At 64.8% G+C, this 19,580-nt stretch carries 20 protein-coding genes; 9 read left to right on the top strand and 11 right to left on the bottom strand.

Annotated elements, in window-relative coordinates; all coding sequences use genetic code 11:
- Window positions 1-45: 45 nt before the first annotated feature.
- The 4 genes from ABDJ38_RS10595 (at window position 46) to ABDJ38_RS10580 (ending at window position 3,487) form a co-directional block, all read left to right on the top strand.
- Entirely contained in the window at window positions 46-768 is a 723-nt protein-coding gene (locus ABDJ38_RS10595; RefSeq protein ID WP_346785066.1) for a CoA transferase subunit A, read from the top strand.
- Window positions 769-773: 5 nt separating this feature from the next.
- Window positions 774-1,427, top strand: coding sequence for a 3-oxoacid CoA-transferase subunit B (locus tag ABDJ38_RS10590; protein WP_346785327.1), 654 nt, complete (start codon window positions 774-776; stop codon window positions 1,425-1,427).
- A 7-nt stretch (window positions 1,428-1,434) separates the two neighbouring features.
- Window positions 1,435-2,121: a glutathione S-transferase family protein gene (locus tag ABDJ38_RS10585; RefSeq protein WP_346785065.1), complete on the top strand. Its 687-nt coding sequence runs from the start codon at window positions 1,435-1,437 to the stop codon at window positions 2,119-2,121.
- Window positions 2,122-2,212: 91 nt separating this feature from the next.
- On the top strand, window positions 2,213-3,487 hold the full coding sequence (locus ABDJ38_RS10580; RefSeq protein ID WP_346785064.1) for a spinster family MFS transporter: 1,275 nt from the start codon (window positions 2,213-2,215) through the stop codon (window positions 3,485-3,487).
- Here ABDJ38_RS10580 and ABDJ38_RS10575 read toward each other — a convergent pair.
- The 8 genes from ABDJ38_RS10575 to ABDJ38_RS10540 form a co-directional block, all read right to left on the bottom strand.
- The gene (locus tag ABDJ38_RS10575) at window positions 3,471-4,742 is read right to left on the bottom strand and encodes a DUF418 domain-containing protein (RefSeq protein WP_346785063.1); all 1,272 of its coding nucleotides are present in this window, start codon (window positions 4,740-4,742) and stop codon (window positions 3,471-3,473) included. The genes ABDJ38_RS10580 and ABDJ38_RS10575 overlap by 17 nt on opposite strands.
- Complete coding sequence (gene metK / locus ABDJ38_RS10570) at window positions 4,714-5,964, bottom strand: methionine adenosyltransferase (RefSeq protein WP_346785062.1); 1,251 nt, start codon at window positions 5,962-5,964, stop codon at window positions 4,714-4,716. The genes ABDJ38_RS10575 and metK overlap by 29 nt, the downstream gene beginning before the upstream one ends.
- A gap of 50 nt (window positions 5,965-6,014) precedes the next feature.
- Window positions 6,015-7,622, bottom strand: a complete 1,608-nt coding sequence (gene lnt / locus ABDJ38_RS10565) for an apolipoprotein N-acyltransferase (protein WP_346785061.1) — start codon at window positions 7,620-7,622, stop codon at window positions 6,015-6,017.
- Between the two features lie 8 nt (window positions 7,623-7,630).
- Window positions 7,631-8,392, bottom strand: coding sequence for a DUF4167 domain-containing protein (locus ABDJ38_RS10560; protein ID WP_346785060.1), 762 nt, complete (start codon window positions 8,390-8,392; stop codon window positions 7,631-7,633).
- A gap of 254 nt (window positions 8,393-8,646) precedes the next feature.
- Entirely contained in the window at window positions 8,647-9,471 is an 825-nt protein-coding gene (gene prmC, locus ABDJ38_RS10555) for a peptide chain release factor N(5)-glutamine methyltransferase (RefSeq protein ID WP_346785059.1), read from the bottom strand.
- Complete coding sequence (prfA, locus tag ABDJ38_RS10550; RefSeq protein ID WP_346785058.1) at window positions 9,468-10,535, bottom strand: peptide chain release factor 1; 1,068 nt, start codon at window positions 10,533-10,535, stop codon at window positions 9,468-9,470. Before prfA ends, prmC begins: the two co-directional genes overlap by 4 nt.
- A gap of 111 nt (window positions 10,536-10,646) precedes the next feature.
- Window positions 10,647-11,876, bottom strand: coding sequence for a histidine--tRNA ligase (gene hisS / locus ABDJ38_RS10545; protein WP_346785057.1), 1,230 nt, complete (start codon window positions 11,874-11,876; stop codon window positions 10,647-10,649).
- A 38-nt stretch (window positions 11,877-11,914) separates the two neighbouring features.
- Entirely contained in the window at window positions 11,915-13,027 is a 1,113-nt protein-coding gene (locus ABDJ38_RS10540) for an LLM class flavin-dependent oxidoreductase (protein WP_346785056.1), read from the bottom strand.
- 164 nt (window positions 13,028-13,191) lie between these two features.
- On the opposite strand from ABDJ38_RS10540, the gene ppa reads away from it, so the two are divergent.
- A complete protein-coding gene (ppa, locus tag ABDJ38_RS10535; protein ID WP_346785055.1) occupies window positions 13,192-13,725 on the top strand; it encodes an inorganic diphosphatase in 534 nt (177 codons plus the stop codon).
- A 55-nt stretch (window positions 13,726-13,780) separates the two neighbouring features.
- Here ppa and ABDJ38_RS10530 read toward each other — a convergent pair whose 3' ends face one another.
- Complete coding sequence (locus ABDJ38_RS10530; RefSeq protein ID WP_346785054.1) at window positions 13,781-15,202, bottom strand: mechanosensitive ion channel family protein; 1,422 nt, start codon at window positions 15,200-15,202, stop codon at window positions 13,781-13,783.
- Window positions 15,203-15,254: 52 nt separating this feature from the next.
- Complete coding sequence (locus ABDJ38_RS10525; protein WP_346785053.1) at window positions 15,255-15,647, bottom strand: hypothetical protein; 393 nt, start codon at window positions 15,645-15,647, stop codon at window positions 15,255-15,257.
- 215 nt (window positions 15,648-15,862) lie between these two features.
- Between ABDJ38_RS10525 and lptB the strand changes: the two genes are divergently transcribed.
- On the top strand, window positions 15,863-16,627 hold the full coding sequence (gene lptB / locus ABDJ38_RS10520) for an LPS export ABC transporter ATP-binding protein (protein WP_346785326.1): 765 nt from the start codon (window positions 15,863-15,865) through the stop codon (window positions 16,625-16,627).
- A gap of 123 nt (window positions 16,628-16,750) precedes the next feature.
- Window positions 16,751-18,247, top strand: a complete 1,497-nt coding sequence (rpoN, locus tag ABDJ38_RS10515; protein ID WP_346785052.1) for an RNA polymerase factor sigma-54 — start codon at window positions 16,751-16,753, stop codon at window positions 18,245-18,247.
- Between the two features lie 102 nt (window positions 18,248-18,349).
- Here the strand turns inward: rpoN and ABDJ38_RS10510 are convergent, their stop codons facing one another.
- Window positions 18,350-18,604 carry a hypothetical protein gene (locus tag ABDJ38_RS10510; RefSeq protein WP_346785051.1) on the bottom strand — a complete coding sequence of 85 codons (255 nt, stop codon included), beginning with the start codon at window positions 18,602-18,604 and terminating at the stop codon, window positions 18,350-18,352.
- Window positions 18,605-18,846: 242 nt separating this feature from the next.
- On the opposite strand from ABDJ38_RS10510, the gene ABDJ38_RS10505 reads away from it, so the two are divergent.
- Window positions 18,847-19,101, top strand: coding sequence for a type II toxin-antitoxin system ParD family antitoxin (locus tag ABDJ38_RS10505; RefSeq protein WP_346785050.1), 255 nt, complete (start codon window positions 18,847-18,849; stop codon window positions 19,099-19,101).
- Entirely contained in the window at window positions 19,094-19,384 is a 291-nt protein-coding gene (locus ABDJ38_RS10500) for a type II toxin-antitoxin system RelE/ParE family toxin (protein ID WP_346785049.1), read from the top strand. Before ABDJ38_RS10505 ends, ABDJ38_RS10500 begins: the two co-directional genes overlap by 8 nt.
- The last annotated feature ends 196 nt before the right edge of the window (window positions 19,385-19,580 follow it).

Here is a 19,580-nt window from a genome sequence, read left to right as displayed (position 1 = left end):
ATAACCAGTCGCCCAAGATGAAAACCAACGCTTCCGGAGCAGCCTGTGAACAAACTTTATCCTTCTGCCGAAGCTGCGCTTTCGGGCCTGCTGCATGACGACATGCTGATCGCCTCAGGCGGTTTCGGCCTCTGCGGCATCCCAGAACGCCTGCTCCAGGCGATCCAGGCATCGGGGGTGAAGGGCCTTACCTTCGCCTCGAACAATGCCGGGATCGACAACGAAGGCATCGGCATGCTGCTGCGCACGCAGCAGGTGAAGAAGATGATCGCCTCCTATGTTGGCGAAAACAAGGAGTTCGAGCGCCAGTATCTCTCGGGCGAGCTGGAGGTGGAGTTCTGCCCGCAAGGCACGCTGGCCGAGCGGATGCGCGCCGCCGGGGCGGGCATACCCGGGTTCTACACCAAGACCGGCGTCGGCACGCTGGTGGCCGAAGGCAAGGAGGTGAAGCAGTTCCCCAATCGCGAGGGCGAAATGGAGGACTTTATCCTCGAACGCGGCATCTTTGCGGACCTCTCGATCGTGAAGGCGTGGAAGGCCGATGAAACCGGCAACGTCGTGTTCCGCAAGACCGCGCGCAATTTCAACGTGCCCGCCGCCACCTGCGGCAAGGTCTGCGTGGTCGAGGTGGAGGAGGTGGTGCCGGCGGGCACGCTCGATCCCGACCAGATTCACCTGCCGGGCGTTTACGTCCAGCGCATGATCGTGGGCGCGCCCTACGACAAGAAGATCGAATTTGTGACCACCCGCGAAACGGAGATGGGATGATGACCATGCATGACGGCCTGACCAAGGGCTGGACCCGCGACCAGATCGCCGCCCGCGCCGCCAGAGAGCTGGAAGACGGCTTCTACGTCAACCTCGGCATCGGCATCCCCACACTGGTGGCGAACCACATCCCCGACGACATCCACGTCACGCTGCAAAGCGAAAACGGGATGCTCGGGATCGGCCCCTTCCCTACCCCCGACAAGGTCGACGCCGACCTCATCAATGCTGGCAAGCAGACGATCTCGGAATTGCCCCACTCGGCCTATTTCGATTCGGCGCAGAGCTTCGCGATGATCCGCGGCGGCCATATCGACCTCACCGTGCTGGGCGCGATGGAGGTCTCCGAAGGCGGTGACATCGCCAACTGGATGATCCCCGGCAAGCTCATTAAGGGCATGGGCGGCGCGATGGACCTCGTCGCGGGCGTAAAGAAGATCATCTGCGTGATGGAACACGTCTCCAAGCACGGCGATCCCAAATTCATCCCCGAATGCTCGCTGCCGCTGACGGGCAGGAACGTGATCGACATGCTGATCACCGACCTTGCCGTGTTCCAGAGGCCCGACCATTCCTCGCCGTTCAAGCTGATCGAGCTGGCACCGGGCGTGACCGCAGACGAGGTGGCGGCGAAGACGACCGCCCACTACGTCACCTGACCCGCGCATGACATACACGCTGATCACGGCCAACCGGAACTATTCGAGCTGGTCGCTGCGCCCCTGGGTGCTGATGAAGGCGCTCGGCATCGCGTTCGAAGACCGGATAGAGCCGTTCACAAAGCCGGTGAACTATGAGGCCTTCCGCGAATTCTCGCCCACCGGACAGGTGCCGGTGCTGCTCGATGGCGAGCGGACGGTATGGGATTCGCTCGGCGTGGTGCTTTATCTTGCCGAGCGCCATCCCGGCGTCTGGCCGCAAGACGAAGCGGCGCGCGCCTTCGCCATGTGCGGGGTAGCCGAGATGCACGGCGGCTTTTCCCCCTTGCGCAACGAGTGCCCGATGAACGTCGGAGTACGGGTCAACAAGGGTCGGCTATCCCCGGCGTTGGCGAAGGACGTGGCGCGGCTGCGCGAACTGTTCGAAGAAGGCCTCGATCGCTTCCGCGGGCCGTGGCTGGCAGGGCAAGTGTTCACCGCGCTCGATGCTTTCTTCGCGCCGGTCGCCTATCGCATCCGCACCTATGGCCTGGATGTCGGCCTGGGCGCGGCTTGGGTCGATCAGATGCTTGCCCATCCGGCGATGCACGAGTGGGAACAGGCTGCGCTTGCCGAGAGCTGGCGCGAAGCGAGCCACGAGGAGGAACTGGCGGCCTCGGGCACCCTGACAGCGGACTATCGCCAGCACGCTTAGGCCATGTCCTAAGGTAATTGTTATAGGGCATTGCATTTCTGCGCGGTGCCATGCGACAAGGCGGCAAAAGGGAGAGAGGACCCGCCACCGCATGTTTACGCGCAGCAAATCGCCATGGCTGGCGCTCGTCGTCATGGCCGGCATCACGACCATCGGATTTATCGACCGGATCGTGGTCAACGTGCTGGTCGAGCCGGTCAAGGCCGAGTTCGGGCTCAGCGATAGTCAGGTCTCCTTGATGGCGGCGGCCTTCACCGTGCTCAACATCTTTGCCGGCATCCTCATCGCCCGCAAGGCTGAGAGCGCCACACGCACGCACCTGATCGCGCTGGGCACGGTGATCTGGTCGGCCGCCACGGCGCTGTGCGCAGCGGTGGGAAGCTGGTTCCAACTGCTCGCCGCGCGCATGGGCGTTGGGCTTGGCGAGGCGATTGGCCTGCCTTCGGTGCAATCGGTGGTGGCCGACTATTTCCCCCCGCGGCGGCGCGGATTCGCGATGTCGGTGCTGATGATTGCGCCGCCGCTCGGCGCGCTGATCGGCTATGTCGGTGGCGGGGCCATCGCGCAGGACTTCGGCTGGCGCTACACCTTCCTGATTGCCGCCATTCCCGGCTTGGTGCTGGCGCTGCTCGTATGGCTGTTCGTCTCCGAGCCCCGACGCGGTGTCCACGATGCGGGCGGCGCCGAGGCGCTGGGCGATGACGTGCCCAGCTTCCGCGAGGTGCTCGCTCGCCTGCTGGCGCTCCCCAGCGCACGCAACATGATCTTCGGCTCCACCTTTGCCGCGATGCTCGGCTTCGGGATGAACTACTTCTTCACCTCGCTGATGATCCGCCGGTTCGGGCTCGGGCTGGCCGAAGCGGGGATGTATTCGGGCCTGATCGCCAGCGCGCCGGCGATGTTGTCGGTGCTGGTCTCGGGCTGGCTGGGTGACAAGTTCGGCGAGAAGACCCCGGCGGCCTATGCGCTGGTGCCTGCTGTCTGCCTTCTGCTTGCCGCGCCCGCCTACCATTTCGGGCTCAGGCTGGAGGAGCTTAGCCTGCTACTGGCGGCGGTCAGCGTGGCGACTTTCCTCGGCTTCGGCTATCTCGGCATCACCTATGCCGCACTGCAAAACCTTATGCATCCGCGCATGCGGGTGACGGGCTATGCGGTGCTGCAGGTGTTCTATGGCGTGGCAAGCGCGGTCGGGCCGATCATCGTCGGCACGCTCAGTGACACGCTAAGCGCCGAGCTGGGGCCGGAGCAAGGGCTGACCATGGCCATGGCCTTTACGGGTGCGCTCTATGTGATCGCATCCGGGCTCTATTTCCTCGCCGCACGCACCTCCGCGCGCGATCTTGAACGGGTCAACGCGGCAGCCTGAACGGGAGCGGCCTTAACGCCGCAAGCGAGCGCCACAGCCACTCGGCGGGGCCTTGCCGGAAGTGCCTCAACCACAGCGGCGAGACGACCAGCATCAACGCCACCGGGATCAGCCCGAGCGCGAGCGCCTGCCCGCGCGAGACCATGCCAAACAGACCGACGCCCCATGCCGCGAACAGGGCGGCGAAGACAAGGCTGGTGCCGAGGTAGTTGGTCAGCGCCATCCGGCCCACTGCGGCCCAGCGGCGGGTGGAGGCGCGCCCGGCCAGCGGCCCGCCGAACATGGCCATGGCGAGCGCGGCATAGGCGACGCCCAACAGCAGGTCGAACGGTGCGGAGAGGACCAGCGCATTGAAAGCGGTGACGATCGCGTTGAACCCTGTGACAATCGACCACGCGGCCATGGCCGCCAGAGCGACAAGGCTCGGCAGGCCCAGCCACGCGGCGAGCCTCAACAAGCGCCGCTGCGGCCACTCGCCCGCGAGCAGGCCGCTGCGCCAGGCCGCCACGCCCGCCAGCATGGCCGCGAGCGTGGACGGAATCTGCGCGACGATGGAGGCGAACTGCACAGGCCAGTCGTTCGCGCGCCGCGCGATCCGTTCGGGCAGGCTCTCCTGCCATTGCGCGATGCTGGCGGCGATCACCTGCGGATCGGCGCCAAACCGGCGCTCGACATCGGCCATGCCGGACATATCGAAGGTGAGCCCCGTCGCCAGCGCGTGCCAATATCGCAGCCAGCCCCAGGCAACATAGCCCGACACAGCCAGTTGCCCGGCAATCAGAGCCGCCGCTCCGGCCAGTAGCAAGCGCAGCGGCAGGCGAATGAGCAAGGGCAGGAGGCAGCCGATCACGGCATAGGTTCGCAGCACATCGTTATTCGCGAGCAGCACCGCATGGGCCATCGCGATCACGAACAGCGCCGCCATCCGGGCATAGTGCGCGCGCCACGGATGCGCACCGCCGCGCTCGATCAGGATCGTCACGCCGGCACCGAACATCATCGCGAACAGCGTGCGGAACTTGTCCTCGATCAGCAGGAAGCTCAACGCCCACAGCACGGTGGCGAGCGGCCCTTCGCCGCCATAGGCGCGCGGGTTGATATAGGCGGCGGCGGGCATCGCATAGGCGATGACATTCATCGGCACGATCCCCGCCACGGCCACGCCGCGCAGGGCATCGAGCGCCGCGATACGGTGGCGGATCATAGAGCCCGCCACCGCGCGTTCCTCAGGCGAGCGCAGCCTTGAGATCGTCAACGAGGTCGGTCTTTTCCCAGGGGAACAGATCGCCCTCAGCCTGCCGACCGAAGTGGCCATAGGCAGCCGTCTGGCGATAGATCGGCTTGTTGAGGCCGAGCCCGGTGCGGATACCGCGCGGGGTCAGCCCGCCGAGACGGGCCTTGGCGACTTCCCACACGGCTTCTTCGATCTGCTCGTCGGCCACGGTGCCGGTGCCGCTGGTGTCGATGTAAAGCGAGAGCGGCTCGGAAACGCCGATCGCGTAGGACACCTGGATCGTGCACATCTTGGCAAGGCCAGCGGCAACCACGTTCTTGGCGAGATAGCGCGTCACGTAGGCGGCCGAACGGTCGACCTTGGTCGGGTCCTTGCCCGAGAAGGCCCCGCCGCCATGCGGAGCAGCACCGCCATAGGTGTCGACGATGATCTTGCGCCCGGTGAGGCCGGCGTCGCCATCGGGACCGCCGATCTCGAACTTGCCGGTCGGGTTGATGTGATAGACGGTCTCGTCGGTGAGCAACTCGGCGGGGATTACCGAGGCAATCGCGCCCTTCACATAGTCGCGCAGCTCGGCATATTTGGCTGCATCGCCGCCGCTCTTGCCGTCCTTTTCCCAGGGCTCGCAATAGTCCTTGGCGTGCTGGGTCGAGACCACGATCGCGGTGGCGCAGACCGGCTTGCCCTCGGCATAGCGCAGCGTCACCTGGCTCTTGGCATCGGGCTCGAGGAAGGGCGCTACTCCCGAGTGGCGGTCTTCGGCCATCTTGTGCAGGATCTTGTGGCTGTAATCGAGCGTGGCCGGCATCAGATCGTCGGTCTCGTCGTTGGCGTAGCCGAACATGATGCCCTGATCGCCCGCGCCTTCGTCCTTGTTGCCGGCGGCATCAACGCCCTGCGCAATATCGGCACTCTGCGGGTGGAGGTGATTTTCGAAGGTCAGGTTCTGCCAGTGGAAGCCGTCCTGCGCGTAGCCGATTTCCTTGACCGTCTGGCGCACGACACGCTGGATTTCCTCCTGCGCGCCCGGCTCCCAGTTGCCGTTGGTATCGATCATGCCCTTGCCGCGCACCTCACCGGCCAGCACCACAAGCTGGGTGGTGGTGAGCGTTTCGCAGGCAACGCGCGCCTCGGGGTCTTTCGACAGGAACAGATCGACGATAGCGTCGGAAATCTGGTCGGAGACCTTATCCGGATGGCCTTCGGAAACGCTTTCGGAGGTGAAGAGATAGGTGGCACGCATTGTCGATAGAGCTCCCGTGAGACTATGTTTCGCTTTGGCGACGAGCGGCTCTAACCGGCTCGTCGTCGCATGGCAATCAGCCCTGCAAGTAAGGCCACTGCTGCCCATGCCAATCCCAAGGCATTGCCAAACCGGGAAAACAGCGTGGGCGCAGCGGCGGCGGGCACCTTTCCATCGATCCGCCCCTCAATGCGCATCCCCAGATGCTGGCGTACCACGCCGTGCGCGTCGATCACGCCGCTGATGCCGGTGGTGGTCGAGCGCAGGACCGGCAGCCCCTCTTCGATTGCGCGCATCCGCGCCTGGGCGAAGTGCTGCGGCGGGCCGAAGGCGCCGAACCAGCCGTCGGTCGAATCGTTGAAAATGTAATCAGGCCGGGTGCCTTTCTCGACCACTTCGCCCGAGAACACGATCTCGTAGCAGATCTGGATCGCCGCCTTGCCATAGGCCCCCAGATCGAGTGTGCGCAGCCCCGGTCCCGGCCAAAAATCAATCGCGCCGGGCACAAGCCGCGACAACCCCAGCGGTTCGAGCAACCAGCGCATCGGCAGATATTCGCCAAAGGGCACCAGGTGCGCCTTGTAATAGCTGCCGACGATGTGCCCCTGGTCGTTAAGCACGGTCACCGCATTGCGCGCCCCCAGCGCCCGGGTCAGGCCGTCCTTTTCGCCGATCTCCAGATCGACCGCGCCGGTCATCAGCAGGGAATTCTCGCCTATTACACCGGCCAAACGCCGCCGCGCCAAAACCGGGCTGCCAAAGGCCGTGGTGCTGTCATAGTAGCGCTGCGGATAGCCTTCGCGCAGGTAGTCGACCATCCCGCTTTCGGGCCAGAGCACTATGCGGCGCTCACCGGGTGTCTTCGGCAGCGAATTGGCCGCGAGACGTCGGAAATGGTCTTCGTAAAGCGCGGGCTCGTGGACATCGCTCTGTTCGATATCAGGCTGAGCGATGGTGAGCGAAAGGTCAGTTTCGCGCAAGGCGGGTTGCGGCAGATACATTCCCGCCGCCAGCACCGCCACACCGCTCGCAAGCACGGCCCAACGCCGCGCCCGAGCCGCTGCGACCAGCGCCCAGCCAAGCAGCATGGCAAAGCCCGACAGCGCATAGGTGCCCATGATGGGAGCCAACAGCGCAAGCCCCGGCCGCTCGAACGGGCCGAGCAGCACCATTGCAAAGGGGTTCCACGCATAGCCGGTGAAAACCCAGCTGCGCAGCCATTCGGCCACGATCCAGCATCCAGCGAAGACCAGCGCAAAGTCCCAGCCCGGCCCCTTGCGGGCTAAGGCTCGGGCAGCACCCGCGGCAATCGCCGGATAGATTGCGAGGTAGACCGACAGCAACGGCACCGCGAGCCAGCCAAGCACCGTGGGCATTTCGGCCTGATAGGTAAAGGCCGTGGCGATCCAGCTGTTGCCGAACGTGAAATGACCCATGCCGAATAACCAGCCCAGCAGGGCAGCTTCGCGCCAGCCCGAAGTCCGGGCGACGATCAACGCGAACAGCCCGGCGGCCAGCAGCGCCAGCGGCCACAGCCCGAGCGGCTGAAATCCTGTGGCGGCGAGCACGCCAAGAGCAAGCGCCCACCAACCGGCACGGCGCGGCTGGCTTGCAAGCAGGACCAAGCCGCCCTCAGCCTGCGGTGTGGACACGGCCATCGCCGAGGTCAGCCGACGGCTTCGAGCGCCTCTTCGCCGCCGTCGTCACGCGGGGTGCGCGGACGACGGGCGCGGGTTGCGCGCGGCTTGGCCTTGGGCTTCTCGGCCTTGCCATCGTCGGCAGGCTTCGCGTCGTCCGACTCGCTGTCGTCATCATCGGAGTTGCGGGCGATAGCGGGCGGCAACATGCCGGGATCGAGGCCGTTGTCCTCGTCCTCATCGCTCTTGCCGTCATCGCTATCGTCGCTCTCGGCAGCGCGGGTGCGGCGGCGTGGCGCAGCCTTCTTCGCCTTGCGTTCGGCGCGGGCGGGGGTGAACGGGTTCTCACCCTCGTCTTCGTCGCCCTCCAGCCCCTCGTTGCCTTCCTCGGAGCTCTTGTCCGATCCGCCTGAGGGCCGTTCGCGGCGCGAGCGGCGGGCGTTGTCGCGGCCACCATCGCGCTTGTTCTGCTCGTCCTCGCTGCGCTCGTCCTCGTTCTCGTCGTCCGAGTCGCGGTCGTTGCTGTTGCGGGCGCGCTGTTCGTCCTTCTGCGCCTTGGTATCGGCGATGACGCGGAAATAATGATCCGCGAACTGAAGGTAGTATTCGGTCTGCACCCGGTCGTCATTCAAGGAGGCGTCGTGCGCCAGCTTCTTGTACTTCTCGAGCATCTGGGGCGCATTGCCGCGAGCGCGCGAATCGATCCGGTTGTTCGCGTTTCCACCATTTCCGCCACCGCGATTGTTATTACCGCGACCGCGCCGACGATTGTTGTTTCGATTTTGATTCAAGAGAAATCCGCTTCCTCAATTCGGCCAAGTCTGAAAAGCTGTTCCATGTTGAAAGCTAGTCTGCCCTGCGGCCACATGACCCTTTGTGCTGGCACCACCCGTGGTGCGCATTCCCGCTGTTATTCTTCTGCCTGCGCTGCGATCAGGCAGCATTTGCAGAGAATGTCTGGGTTGGCCTGTCAGGAGCAGGAATTATCCTCTGCACCCAAGGCTTGAAGAAATGGTTAGAGGTTCACGACGCCTTTGCCAAGCCCCTATCGCAGGATCAATGCACGCGGCCGGTCGGCAAGATCGCGGCGCAGCTCGGCGGCAAAGCCTGCGGCCTCGGCCAGCAGGCTCACCGCTTCGGCCTGCTGCCAGCCGATCTCGAACACAGCCAGGCCGCCGGGAGATAGAAGATCGCCCAGCTGCGGAATCAGCAGGCGATAGTCGTCGAGCCCTTCGGCTCCGGCAAACAGCGCCTCGGCAGGCTCCCAATCGCGCACTTGGCGGTCGAGTGTGGCATCGGCCTCGACATAAGGCGGATTGGCAATAACGAGATCGAAGCGACCGAGATTGTCGGCCCAGCTTGGCTTGCTCCAGTCCGCCGCGAGCACCTGCGCCCGCTCCGCCAGACCGAGCGAGGTGGCATTGGCCTCTGCGCAGGCCCGCGCCACTGGCGAAGCGTCGATACCGATGCCGCACGCGCCGGGGCGCTCGGCCAGAAAGGTCAGCAACAGCGCGCCAGAGCCTGTACCGCAGTCGAGCACCCGCGCATTGGGGCGAGCACTGTCGAGCGCAGCCTGCACGGTCGTCTCGCTGTCGGCGCGCGGGATCAGCACGCCGGGGGCAACCGCAAAGGGGCGGCCGTAGAACTCCTGTTCACCGATGATGTAGGCGACCGGCTCGTGCGCCGCGCGCCGCTCAATCATCGCGGCAAAGTGGTGCGGCTCCTCCGCCTGCATGTGGCGCAGGAAAAGGTCCGAACGGCTGATGCCCAGCAGATGCGCCATCAGCAGCTCGGCATCGAGACGGGCAGTATCGCTGACCTCGGCCAGCCGCGCCGCCGCCGCGCGCAGCGCCGCGCCGATCGTGCTCATTCACCCATCGCGGCGAGCCGCTTGGCCTCGTCTTCCGCCGTCAGCGCGTCGACCACTTCGCCCAGCGCCGTGCCCGCCAGCACCTCATCGAGCTTGTGCAGTGTGAGGCCGATGCGGTGGTCGGTCACGCGGCCTTGCGGGAAGTTGTACGTGCGGATGCGCTCCGAGCGGTCACCGCTGCCGACCATCGCCCGGCGCGCCGCGGCTTCCTCGCCCTGCGCTTCCTCGCGCATTTTTTCATAGAGCCGCGCGCGCAGCACCTGCATCGCCTTGGCGCGGTTCTTGTGCTGGCTGCGCTCGTCCTGCTGGATCACCACAAGGCCGCTCGGCAAGTGGGTGATCCGCACGGCAGAATCGGTGGTGTTGACGTGCTGACCGCCCGCCCCGGAGGCGCGATAGATGTCGATCTTGAGGTCATTGTCGTTGATCTGGACATCGACCTCGGTCGGCTCGGGCAGCACGGCCACGGTCGCCGCCGAGGTGTGGATGCGTCCGCCGCTTTCGGTGACCGGCACGCGCTGGACGCGGTGGACGCCGCTCTCCCACTTGAGCTTCGCGAACACCCCCTGCCCGGTGACGTTGGCGACGATTTCCTTGAACCCGCCCGCGTCGCTGGCGTTCATCGAGACCGGCTCGACCTTCCAACCGTTCTCGCTGGCAAAGCGTTCGTACATGCGGAACAGGTCGCCCGCGAACAGCGCGGCCTCGTCGCCGCCGGTGCCGGCGCGGATTTCGAGCATGGCGGGCCGCTGGTCGGCCTCGTCCTTGGGCAGCATGGCAATGGCGAGCGCGTGTTCGGCTTGCGGAAGTGCCTTTCTTAGATGGTCGAGTTCGTCCTCGGCCATGGCCTTCATCTCGGGATCGGCGAGCATCTCGGTCAGCCCGGCGATCTCCTCGCGCATGGCTTGAACCTCGCTGGCGGCCTTGGCGACCGGCTCCAGCTCGGAATAGTCGCGGCTTGCCTGCACGAAAGCCTCGCCCTCGAGCTGGCCCGAGGCCATGCGCGCCTCAAGCTCGGCGAAGCGTTCGGTGATCTGGCGGAGGCGTTCTTCGGGTATCTGCACTGCTATCTCTTACAACGTCATCCCGGACCTGATCCGGGATCCCGCTTGTTTAGGCGCAGGCGGGAGAAAAGGAAGCTGGACCCCGGATCAAGTCCGGGGCGACGATGGTGGCTAATTGATCGCAGCGACGATCCGACTGGTATCACCCTCGCCAGACATGCCATGATAGCCGCTCTCGTTCACGCGCAAGATGTGCTGCGGGTTCTGCTTTACCGTCTTGTCATAACGCTTTTTCACCGAACCGGTGGCCATGATATCGGCAACTACACCTGCAGCACGCAGCTTGGCCAACAGTTCGTTAGCAGCGGCAAGGCCGTCGTCATGCTCGACGAGTACCATCGCTTCGAGCACGGGCTCCACCTTCTCGCCCACCAGCATCGCCAACCGCTCGATCCCCGCCGCCCAGCCCACCGCCGGAGTGGGCGCGCCGCCAAGACTCTCCATCAGGCCATCGTAACGCCCACCGCCAAGGATCGTGCTTTGCGAGCCTAAGGCCGCAGCCGCCGCCGAACCCTCGTCAGGAATAAACTCGAAGGCGGTGTGGCGATAGTAGTCGAGCCCGCGCACGAGGCTTTCCGCGCGCGCCCACTTCACGCCCGCCGCATCCAGCCCGCTGGTCACGGCATCAAAGAAGGCGCGTGCGTCGTCCGACAGGAACTGGTCGATCCGCGGCGCATCGCCGACGAACTTGCAGTCGCGCGGGTCTTTCGAATCGAGAATGCGCAGCGGGTTCTTCTCCAAGCGCTCCTGCGAATCCTCGCTCAGCTCGCCGCGCACCGCCGCAAAGTACTCGATCAGCGCCGCGCGCCAGGCTTCGCGGGAATCGCCGTCGCCCAGCGTGTTCAAATGCAGCGTCACACCCTCGATCCCCAGCTCCTTCAAAAGCTGGTCGGCCATGGCGAGCAATTCCACATCGGCCTGCGGCTCGCCCGCGCCCAGAATCTCGGCGTCGATCTGGTGGAACTGGCGGTAGCGGCCCTTCTGCGGCCGCTCGTAGCGAAACAGGGCCCCGTGCGTCGCCACCTTCAGCGGCGCGTGCTGCTGCCAGCCGTTGGTGAGGAATGCGCGCGCGATTCCCGCCGTGAACTCGGGGCGCAGCGTGAGCGATTCCCCGCCGCGATCCTCGAACGAATACATCTCCTTCGAGACCACGTCGGTGGTCTCGCCGATAGCGCGACTGAACACCTCGGTCTTCTCGAACACCGGCATCTCCACCCGGCGGAACCGATACAGCTTGCGTACGCGCTCGAAGGTCTCGACCACGAAGGCGAAGGCCTCGGCGTCGGGTCCGAAAATGTCCTGCGTGCCGCGAATGGCCTGCGGCGTTTTGATCTTGCTCATGGGACGCGGCACTTACGCCGCGCCCCCGCAACGCGCAACTACTCCGCCGCCTCCATGAACCTCTCGTCGATGCTCTGCTCGGCTTCCCAGCTCTTCACCTCGGGCATGACCTTCTCGGCGAACAGATGAATCGCACGCACCGCATCGTCATTGGGCATGCCGCCGAAGTGGAGGTGCGGGAAAAAGCCCTGCGGGTTGTAAATCTCCTTCAGCTCCCACATCCGGTCGAGAATCTGCTGCGGCGTGCCGGTCACGGCGTTCTGGCCGAACTTCTCGCAATAGGCGTCGATCTCCGCTTCCGAGTGCAGCATCATCTTCTCGTAGTGCTCGTAGCCCGTCACCTTGGCGAAGGCCCCCGGCCGATCGAGCGAATAGTTCTTCACCGCGGCACGCATCGTGGCGGCGAGATACTTGCGGCCCTGCTCCTCGGCATAGGCGCCATCTTCGTGGATGTAGAAATTGCCCGAGACCATCGGCGGTGGCGGCTCGCTGCCTGCTCCGTGCACCTCCTGCCACACCTCGCGATACTGGTCGGGCGGCGTCTCGGCCCCGCGCTGCGGCAGCATCAGCACCATGTTGCCGAACCCGTGCCGGGCGGCGGCATACATCGAGCTGCCCGATAGCGAGCCGCAGAACTTGCGCCCGGCAAAGCTCTTGATCGGGCGCGGGCGCAGCTCGCTGCGCGGGATGGAGCCATAGGCGCCCTCGCCCTCCAGCACGCCCGTCTCCAACGCCCGGATCACCACGTCGAGCGTATCGTTATAGAGCGCGCGGCTGTCGTTCTGGTCCACGCCGAGCCCGGCAAATTCGTGCGGCGCCAGCCCGCCGCCGAAGCCGAGGATGGCCCGCCCGCCCGACAGGATATCGAGGTTGACGATCTTCTCCGCCAGCCGCGCCGGGTTGTGCCAGGGCACGATGATGCACTGGGTGCCGAGCTTCACATGACGTGTGCGCCCGGCAATATAGGTGAGCAGCTGAAGCGGATCGTTCGACATCGAATAGTCGGAGAAGTGATGTTCGGTGATCCAAACCGAATCGTATCCCAGTTCGTCTGCCAGGATGAGGTTTTCCACCTCGTTGCGGATGAATTGATCATCCGAACCATGCGGGCCGCCCTGAAAAGCGAAGCCGCTCGCCAAACCTACGTGCATCGATTCTCTCCTGATTTTATTAGTATGCGAAGAGAGTGCCGCATTCCGGGTCACAGGGCAATTGCCTCTCGCATTCGCATAAGCCATCGGCTAGTCGGCTGCGCGCATTCACCAGAGAACACTCAAGTCTTGCCCGCTTTCTTCACCAGAGGAACCTCATTTTCATGCGTATCGAACACATCCCCACCGGCGATAATCCGCCCGAAAGCCTGAACGTTCTGATCGAGGTGCCGGTCGGCGGGGAGCCGGTGAAGTATGAATTCGACAAGCAGTCAGGCGCGCTGTTCGTCGACCGCATCCTCCACACACCGATGCGCTATCCGGCCAACTACGGCTTCGTGCCGCACACGCTTTCGCCCGACGGCGACCCGCTCGATGCGCTGGTCGTGGCGCGCAGCCCGTTCATTCCCGGCTGCGTGGTTCGTGCCCGCCCGATCGCAGTGCTGAACCTCGAAGACGAGCACGGCGGCGACGAGAAGCTGCTATGCGTGCCGGTCGATTCGACCTTCCCCTACTACCGCGACGTCACCGAAAAGGGCGATCTGCCCGAAATCGTGCTGATGCAGATCGAGCACTTCTTCACCCACTATAAAGACCTCGAGAAGGAAAAGTGGGTGCGCGTGGGCACATGGGGCGGTGCCGAAGAGGCCCGCCAGGTGGTCCTCGAAGCGATCGAACGCTACAACAACGCCAAGTAATCCTGTATATCAGGCAATCACGAAAAGGGGCCGGAGCTGAACTCCGGCCCCTTTTTCATTCCACGGGCCGAGAAGTATCGAGCAGGTCGTTGTCGGCCGGAGTGGTGGCGCGCTCTTCCTCGACCATGCGCGCGATCTCGTCCTGCGGGCCGAGGTCTTCGGCCTGGCTTGCGACCGGGGCGGGAACGGGCGCAGGCGCCGCTGGAGCGGGGCTGGCCGGCTCGGCGCGGCGGGTGCTCTGCAAGGGCAGCGGCTCGGTGCGCTGGTCGAAGCGCAGGCGATAGATCGGCTCGGGCAAGCCAAAGCCCGCCCCTTCCAAAGCCGCCTTCACCTCGAGGATCGCGCGGCTGCGGGCACGATACCAGTCGCTTGCACGCTGGTCGACCCAGCCGAGAAAGCGCACCTGCACATTCGAATCGCCCACATCCACCAGCCGCGCTTCCGGCCCCGGGTCATCGAGCACGAAGGGCAGACCAGCCAGCACCTGCCGCCCCAGCACGCGCGCGGCCTCGACATCGTCGTCGGCATCGACGCCGAGCACGAAATCGAACCGCCGCTGCGGGTTGGTGGTGAAGTTGAGAATCACCGCCTTGAACACCGTGGAGTTGGGAATGCGCAGGTGGTTGCCGTCGAGCGTCATCAGGATGGTGGCGCGGCTGGTGAGGCGCACCACGCGGCCCTCGCGGTCGTCGATCACCACCCAGTCGTTGGGGCGGAACGGCTGGCGCAGGCTCAGCATCAGCGAGGCGACATAGTTCTCGACCGTGTCGCGCATGGCAAAGCCCAGTGCCACGCCGATCACACCCGCCCCGCCGAGCACCGCGCCCATCAAGGCCCCGGCCCCGATCATGTCGAGCGCCACCACCACGCCGCCGAGCACGAAGATGAAGCGCAGCGCGCTGGATATCAGTTCGGCAAGGAAGGCATTGGGCATGACCCGACGCCAGAAGCGGCCAAAAGACGCGAGCAGATAGCCGAAAGCGCCGATGGCCAGCCCGGCGAGCACGGCAATACCCACCAGCGGCAAGCTGCGCAGCAGGCCGGTCAGACGATCCTGCAGGCCCTGCGCCTCGGCCCCGACATCGATCGAGACATCGCGCTCGATAAGGTTCTCGACCGTCACCACGCCATCGACGCCCGTTGCAATTGCTTCAGCCCGCGCGATAGCGGCATTGTCTGGCGCGAGGCCGCCAAGCGTTACCACGCCTTCACTGGCGCTGACCTCGACCCCGGCAAGGCTCGGCACATTGGCGAAGATGTCGGACAGGCGGGCTACGATCCGCTCGTCCTGATCGGCTTCGCGCTCGAGCGCTATCGGAGCGACAGGAGGCGTCGGCTCGCCCCCATCCGGAGCGCCAGTTTCCTCGCCGGTGAAGACCTGCGCACCGCTGACCGGTGCAGCCATGCCGGGGGCGGACAGAATGGCCAGAGCCAGCACGGCGAAAAGCCTGGCGAAAAGCGTGTGAACGAACGTCATCGCCAAGGGTCTAGCAGACAATCGCGCGATGCCCAGCGGCACCGGTGGGTGCTCAGAACAGCGCCAGCATTGCCTTGGCAAAAAGGGTCAGGATCACCGGCAGGGCGAGCGCGCCGGCCCAGATCATCGCCACGTCGCGGCGGAAAGCACCGGCCAGTGCCGGATCGCCCGCTTCCACGTCGCTCAGACCTTCCCAACGCTTCTCGAACCAGCGGCAGGCGGGAATGATCGCGGCGACCAGCACGATGAGCGAGAAATAGGGCAGGATATTGCCGTTGCCCGTCTTCAGCGCGCCCATGGTAACGAAAATATGCAGGCCGGTGTAAACCAGCAGCGCGAAGGCGACATGGTCGCTGATCCGCTTGCGGTAATCGATTGCGCCTTTCGCGTGGCCGTCTGGTGCGGCCCGTTTGCGAGCGAGGCTGTTTGCCGGAACGTCGACCATGACGTGCTCCTTTCCCACTATCTGACCAAGCTGTCAGATTCGCGGCATTCTTGCAAGCCTATCAACCATATGTTCAATCACCTGCCTTAGGTGATGGCGAATGGCCATGCACGAACCCTGCCAATTGCCCTTCAATGGCACACAATTCATGCTAGAGGGCAGACATGAGCGCGACTGACGACAGCACCATCGACCCGCGGGATCTGGCCGAAAGCATGCCCGATGGCCCCTCCAACGCCGCCCCCGATCTGCCGCCGCAGGGCGGGCTCGAAGTGGTCTCCATCGCCAAGAGCTACGACAAGCGCAGCGTCCTGTCCGACATCTCGCTGACCGTGGCGAAGGGCGAGGTGCTCGGCCTGCTCGGGCCGAACGGCGCGGGCAAGACGACGTGCTTCTATTCGATCATGGGGCTGGTGAAGCCCGACTCGGGCCGCATCCTGATGGATGGGATCGACGTCACCAAGCTGCCGATGTACCGCCGCTCGATCCTTGGCCTCGGCTATCTGCCGCAGGAGACCAGCATCTTCCGCGGGATGACGGTCGAACAGAACATCATGTGCGTGCTCGAAATGGTCGAGCCCGACAAAGAGGTGCGCAAGGCAGAGCTGGAGCGCCTGCTCGAAGAGTTCCACATCACCCGCCTGCGCGACAGCCCGGCGATGGCGCTTTCGGGCGGCGAGCGGCGGCGCTGCGAGATTGCCCGCGCGCTGGCGGCAAACCCCTCGATCATGCTGCTCGACGAGCCCTTCGCCGGGATCGACCCGCTCTCGATCAGCGATATTCGCGGGCTGGTGAAGGATCTCAAGAGCCGCGGGATCGGCGTGCTGATCACCGACCACAATGTGCGCGAGACGCTCGACATCGTCGACCGCGCCTGCATCATTTACGGTGGCCAGGTGCTGTTCGCGGGCTCGCCGCAGGAGCTGGTGGCGGACGAGAACGTGCGCCGCCTCTATCTCGGCGAGGATTTTGCGCTTTGATCAACCGGCCAATCACCGCTCGTCCTGAGCCTGTCGAAGGACCGCTTTTTCTTCGGGCACAACCCGTGAAGGAAGGGCGACCCTTCGACAGGCTCAGGGTGAGCGGGCGTTGAGAGAAACACCATGGCTCTAGGGCCAAGGCTCGACCTCAGGCAGTCGCAATCGCTGGTGATGACGCCGCAGCTGCAGCAGGCGATCAAGCTGCTGGCGCTGTCGAACCTCGAGATCGAGACCTTCATCGGCGAGGCGCTCGAAGCGAACCCGCTGCTCGAAGCAGGCCAAGTGAGCCGCGAGGACGGCAGCGACGCCCCCTCCGGCGAAACCCCGTCCGAGCCCACCACCTCCGACGACCTCATCCGCGAAGGCGCGGGCGAGGCCGATGCCCCGCTCGACCTCGACCCGACCGCGCTCGACAGCGACCGCGATACCGGCGACGGAGACAGCGGCGGTGACCGGGGCGACTGGTCGGCCAACGACTTCGGCGCAGGCGCCGGCGAAGCGCCCGACCTCGAAAACCGCAGCGACGATGCCACCTCGCTCGCCATGCATCTGGAAGCACAGGTCGGCTCGGTCGCGCCCGCTCCGCAGGTGGCCTTCGTCATGCGCCACATCATCGGCATGCTCGACGAGGCGGGCTACCTCACCGCCTCGCTGCGCGACCTCGCCAGCGACCTCGGCCTGCCCATCGCCGAGGTCGAGCACGCGCTCGAACTGGTGCAGATGCTCGAACCGACCGGCGTTGGCGCACGCGGCTTGAGCGAATGCCTCGCACTGCAGGCGAAGGAGGCCGACCGCTACGATCCGTGCATGGAAGTGCTGATCAACAACCTCGAATTGGTCGCCAAGGGCGCCTTCGCGCACCTCCGCCGCATCTGCGGGGTCGACGAGGAAGACCTGGTCGACATGCTCGGCGAACTGCGCAGCTACGATCCGCGCCCCGGCCTGCAATTCGGCGGCTCGGCCAGCTCGGCGGTGGTGCCCGATATCCTGCTGACACCGGGCCGCGACGGCGGCTGGGACATCCAGCTGAACGAGGACACCCTGCCCCGCCTCGTGGTCAACCGTGGCTACTATCTCGAAGTGCGCGGCGGCTGTGCCAGCAAGGAGGCGCGCGGGTGGCTGTCGGAAAAACTGGCCGATGCCAACTGGCTGATCAAGGCGCTCGACCAACGCCAGAAGACGATCCTCAAGGTCGCCGCCGAGATCGTGAAGCAGCAGGACGGGTTTTTCCGCCGCGGCGTCTCCGAACTGCGCCCGCTGACGCTGGCCAGGGTGGCCGAGGCGATCGAGATGCATGAGAGCACGGTCAGCCGGGTGACGAGCAACAAGTACCTCCACTGCGAACGCGGCACCTTCGAGCTGAAGTATTTCTTTACGTCAGGCGTAGGAGGCGGCGCGGACGGCGAAGGCGCGAGCGCCGAGGCGGTTAAGGCCCGCATCAAGGCGCTGACCGACGCGGAAGATCCCGCGAAGATCCTCTCCGACGATACGCTGGTGGACATGCTCAAGGCGGAAGGCTTCGACCTCGCCCGGCGCACGGTAGCGAAATACCGCGAGGCTATCGGGATCGGGTCGAGCGTGCAGCGAAGGCGGGCGAAGAAGCTGGCGGCTATGGGGTGATCTTGTTGGCCGTTCACCAGCCTATGTAGAGCAATAGGGCGGCGGGACACCCGCCGCCCTATTTTCAACTCCGGGCGCTAGCCTGTCGCCCGGACATCATTGTTACCGCTGAGGTGCGCCATCAGGAATGGGCTCGCCGGTGATGTCATCCACACCGTCCCCATCCTCGTCAACCGGGGCAGGCGCGGGATCGGCCGGGGGCGGCGGCGCTGCCTCGGTCGGCATTGGCTCGGGTGCTGGATCGGCGGGAACGGCCGTATCCGGGCCGTCAGTGTCTTGCGCGTAAAGGGCCGTGCCGCCCATTGCGAGGGTGAGGGCGAGCGTGGCGCTGGCGAAAGTTGCAGACATCTTTTTCATTGGTCTCTCCTTTGTATTCGTAGCCAGTGACTGGCCTGAGACCTCATTGACTTGCGACAGGACTTTTGGCTCCCCGAATTGAGGCGAAATGATGGCAATAATCGGCCATCCGTTTGGGTTAATCCGGGGTTCAGCACAGAATTGCGGTGAACCGAAAAATGGGGCTGTGAAGGAGCGCGAAGAAGCTGGCGGCTTTGGGGTGACCTTGCCGCATGCACCAATAGTATGATACATTCCCAGTCATGAGCACGATCCGCAAGACCATCACCCTGAGCGACAAGCAGGACGCCTGGATCAAGTCGCAGATCGCGCGCGGCGCTTTCACGAACGACAGCGAATATATCCGCGACCTTCTCCGCCGCGATCAGGAAGCGCAGGACAAGCTTGCCAACCTGCGTAGTGCCATCGCCGAAGGTCTCGACAGCGGCGTGAGTGCGCGTTCGCTCGACGAGATATGGGCGGAGGGTGAGAAGCGCGCACGCGCCTCCGATGCGTGAACTGCACCTCAGCCGCAGGGCTGACAACGATCTGCTCGACATAGCGCACTATACCGTCGTCGAATTCGGCCCGGAGCAGGCGCGCAAGTATCGCGATCAGTTCCGCGCCTGCTTCGCCTCATTGCTCGACAATCCGCTCTTGGGGCGCAGTGCGGAGGATATTGCGCCGGGGCTGCGCCGCATCCGTCAGCAGGCGCATGTGGTGTTTTACGTCCCGTCCGACGCGGCCATCCTGATTGTGCGTGTGCTGCATCACAGCATGGATTTCGAGCGGCACTTCTGAGACATGCGCAAAGATTGGAAGATGGCCCCCGGATCAAGTGTGCAAGCACAGCTTCGCTTCTCGGGGTGACGAGACTAAGGAATATGCGAAAGCAAAACGCAAAAGCCCTTAGCCAAAACGCGAGCGCAGCGAGGACAAGCCTGTCCTGAGCCTTTCGAAGGAGGCGAACGCCAGCCCGGAGGGGCAGGCATGAAGC

The sequence above is a fragment of the Aurantiacibacter flavus genome, from assembly GCF_039710615.1.
Taxonomy (GTDB): domain Bacteria; phylum Pseudomonadota; class Alphaproteobacteria; order Sphingomonadales; family Sphingomonadaceae; genus Alteraurantiacibacter; species Alteraurantiacibacter flavus.
This window is presented reverse-complemented; position numbering and strand designations above follow the sequence as displayed.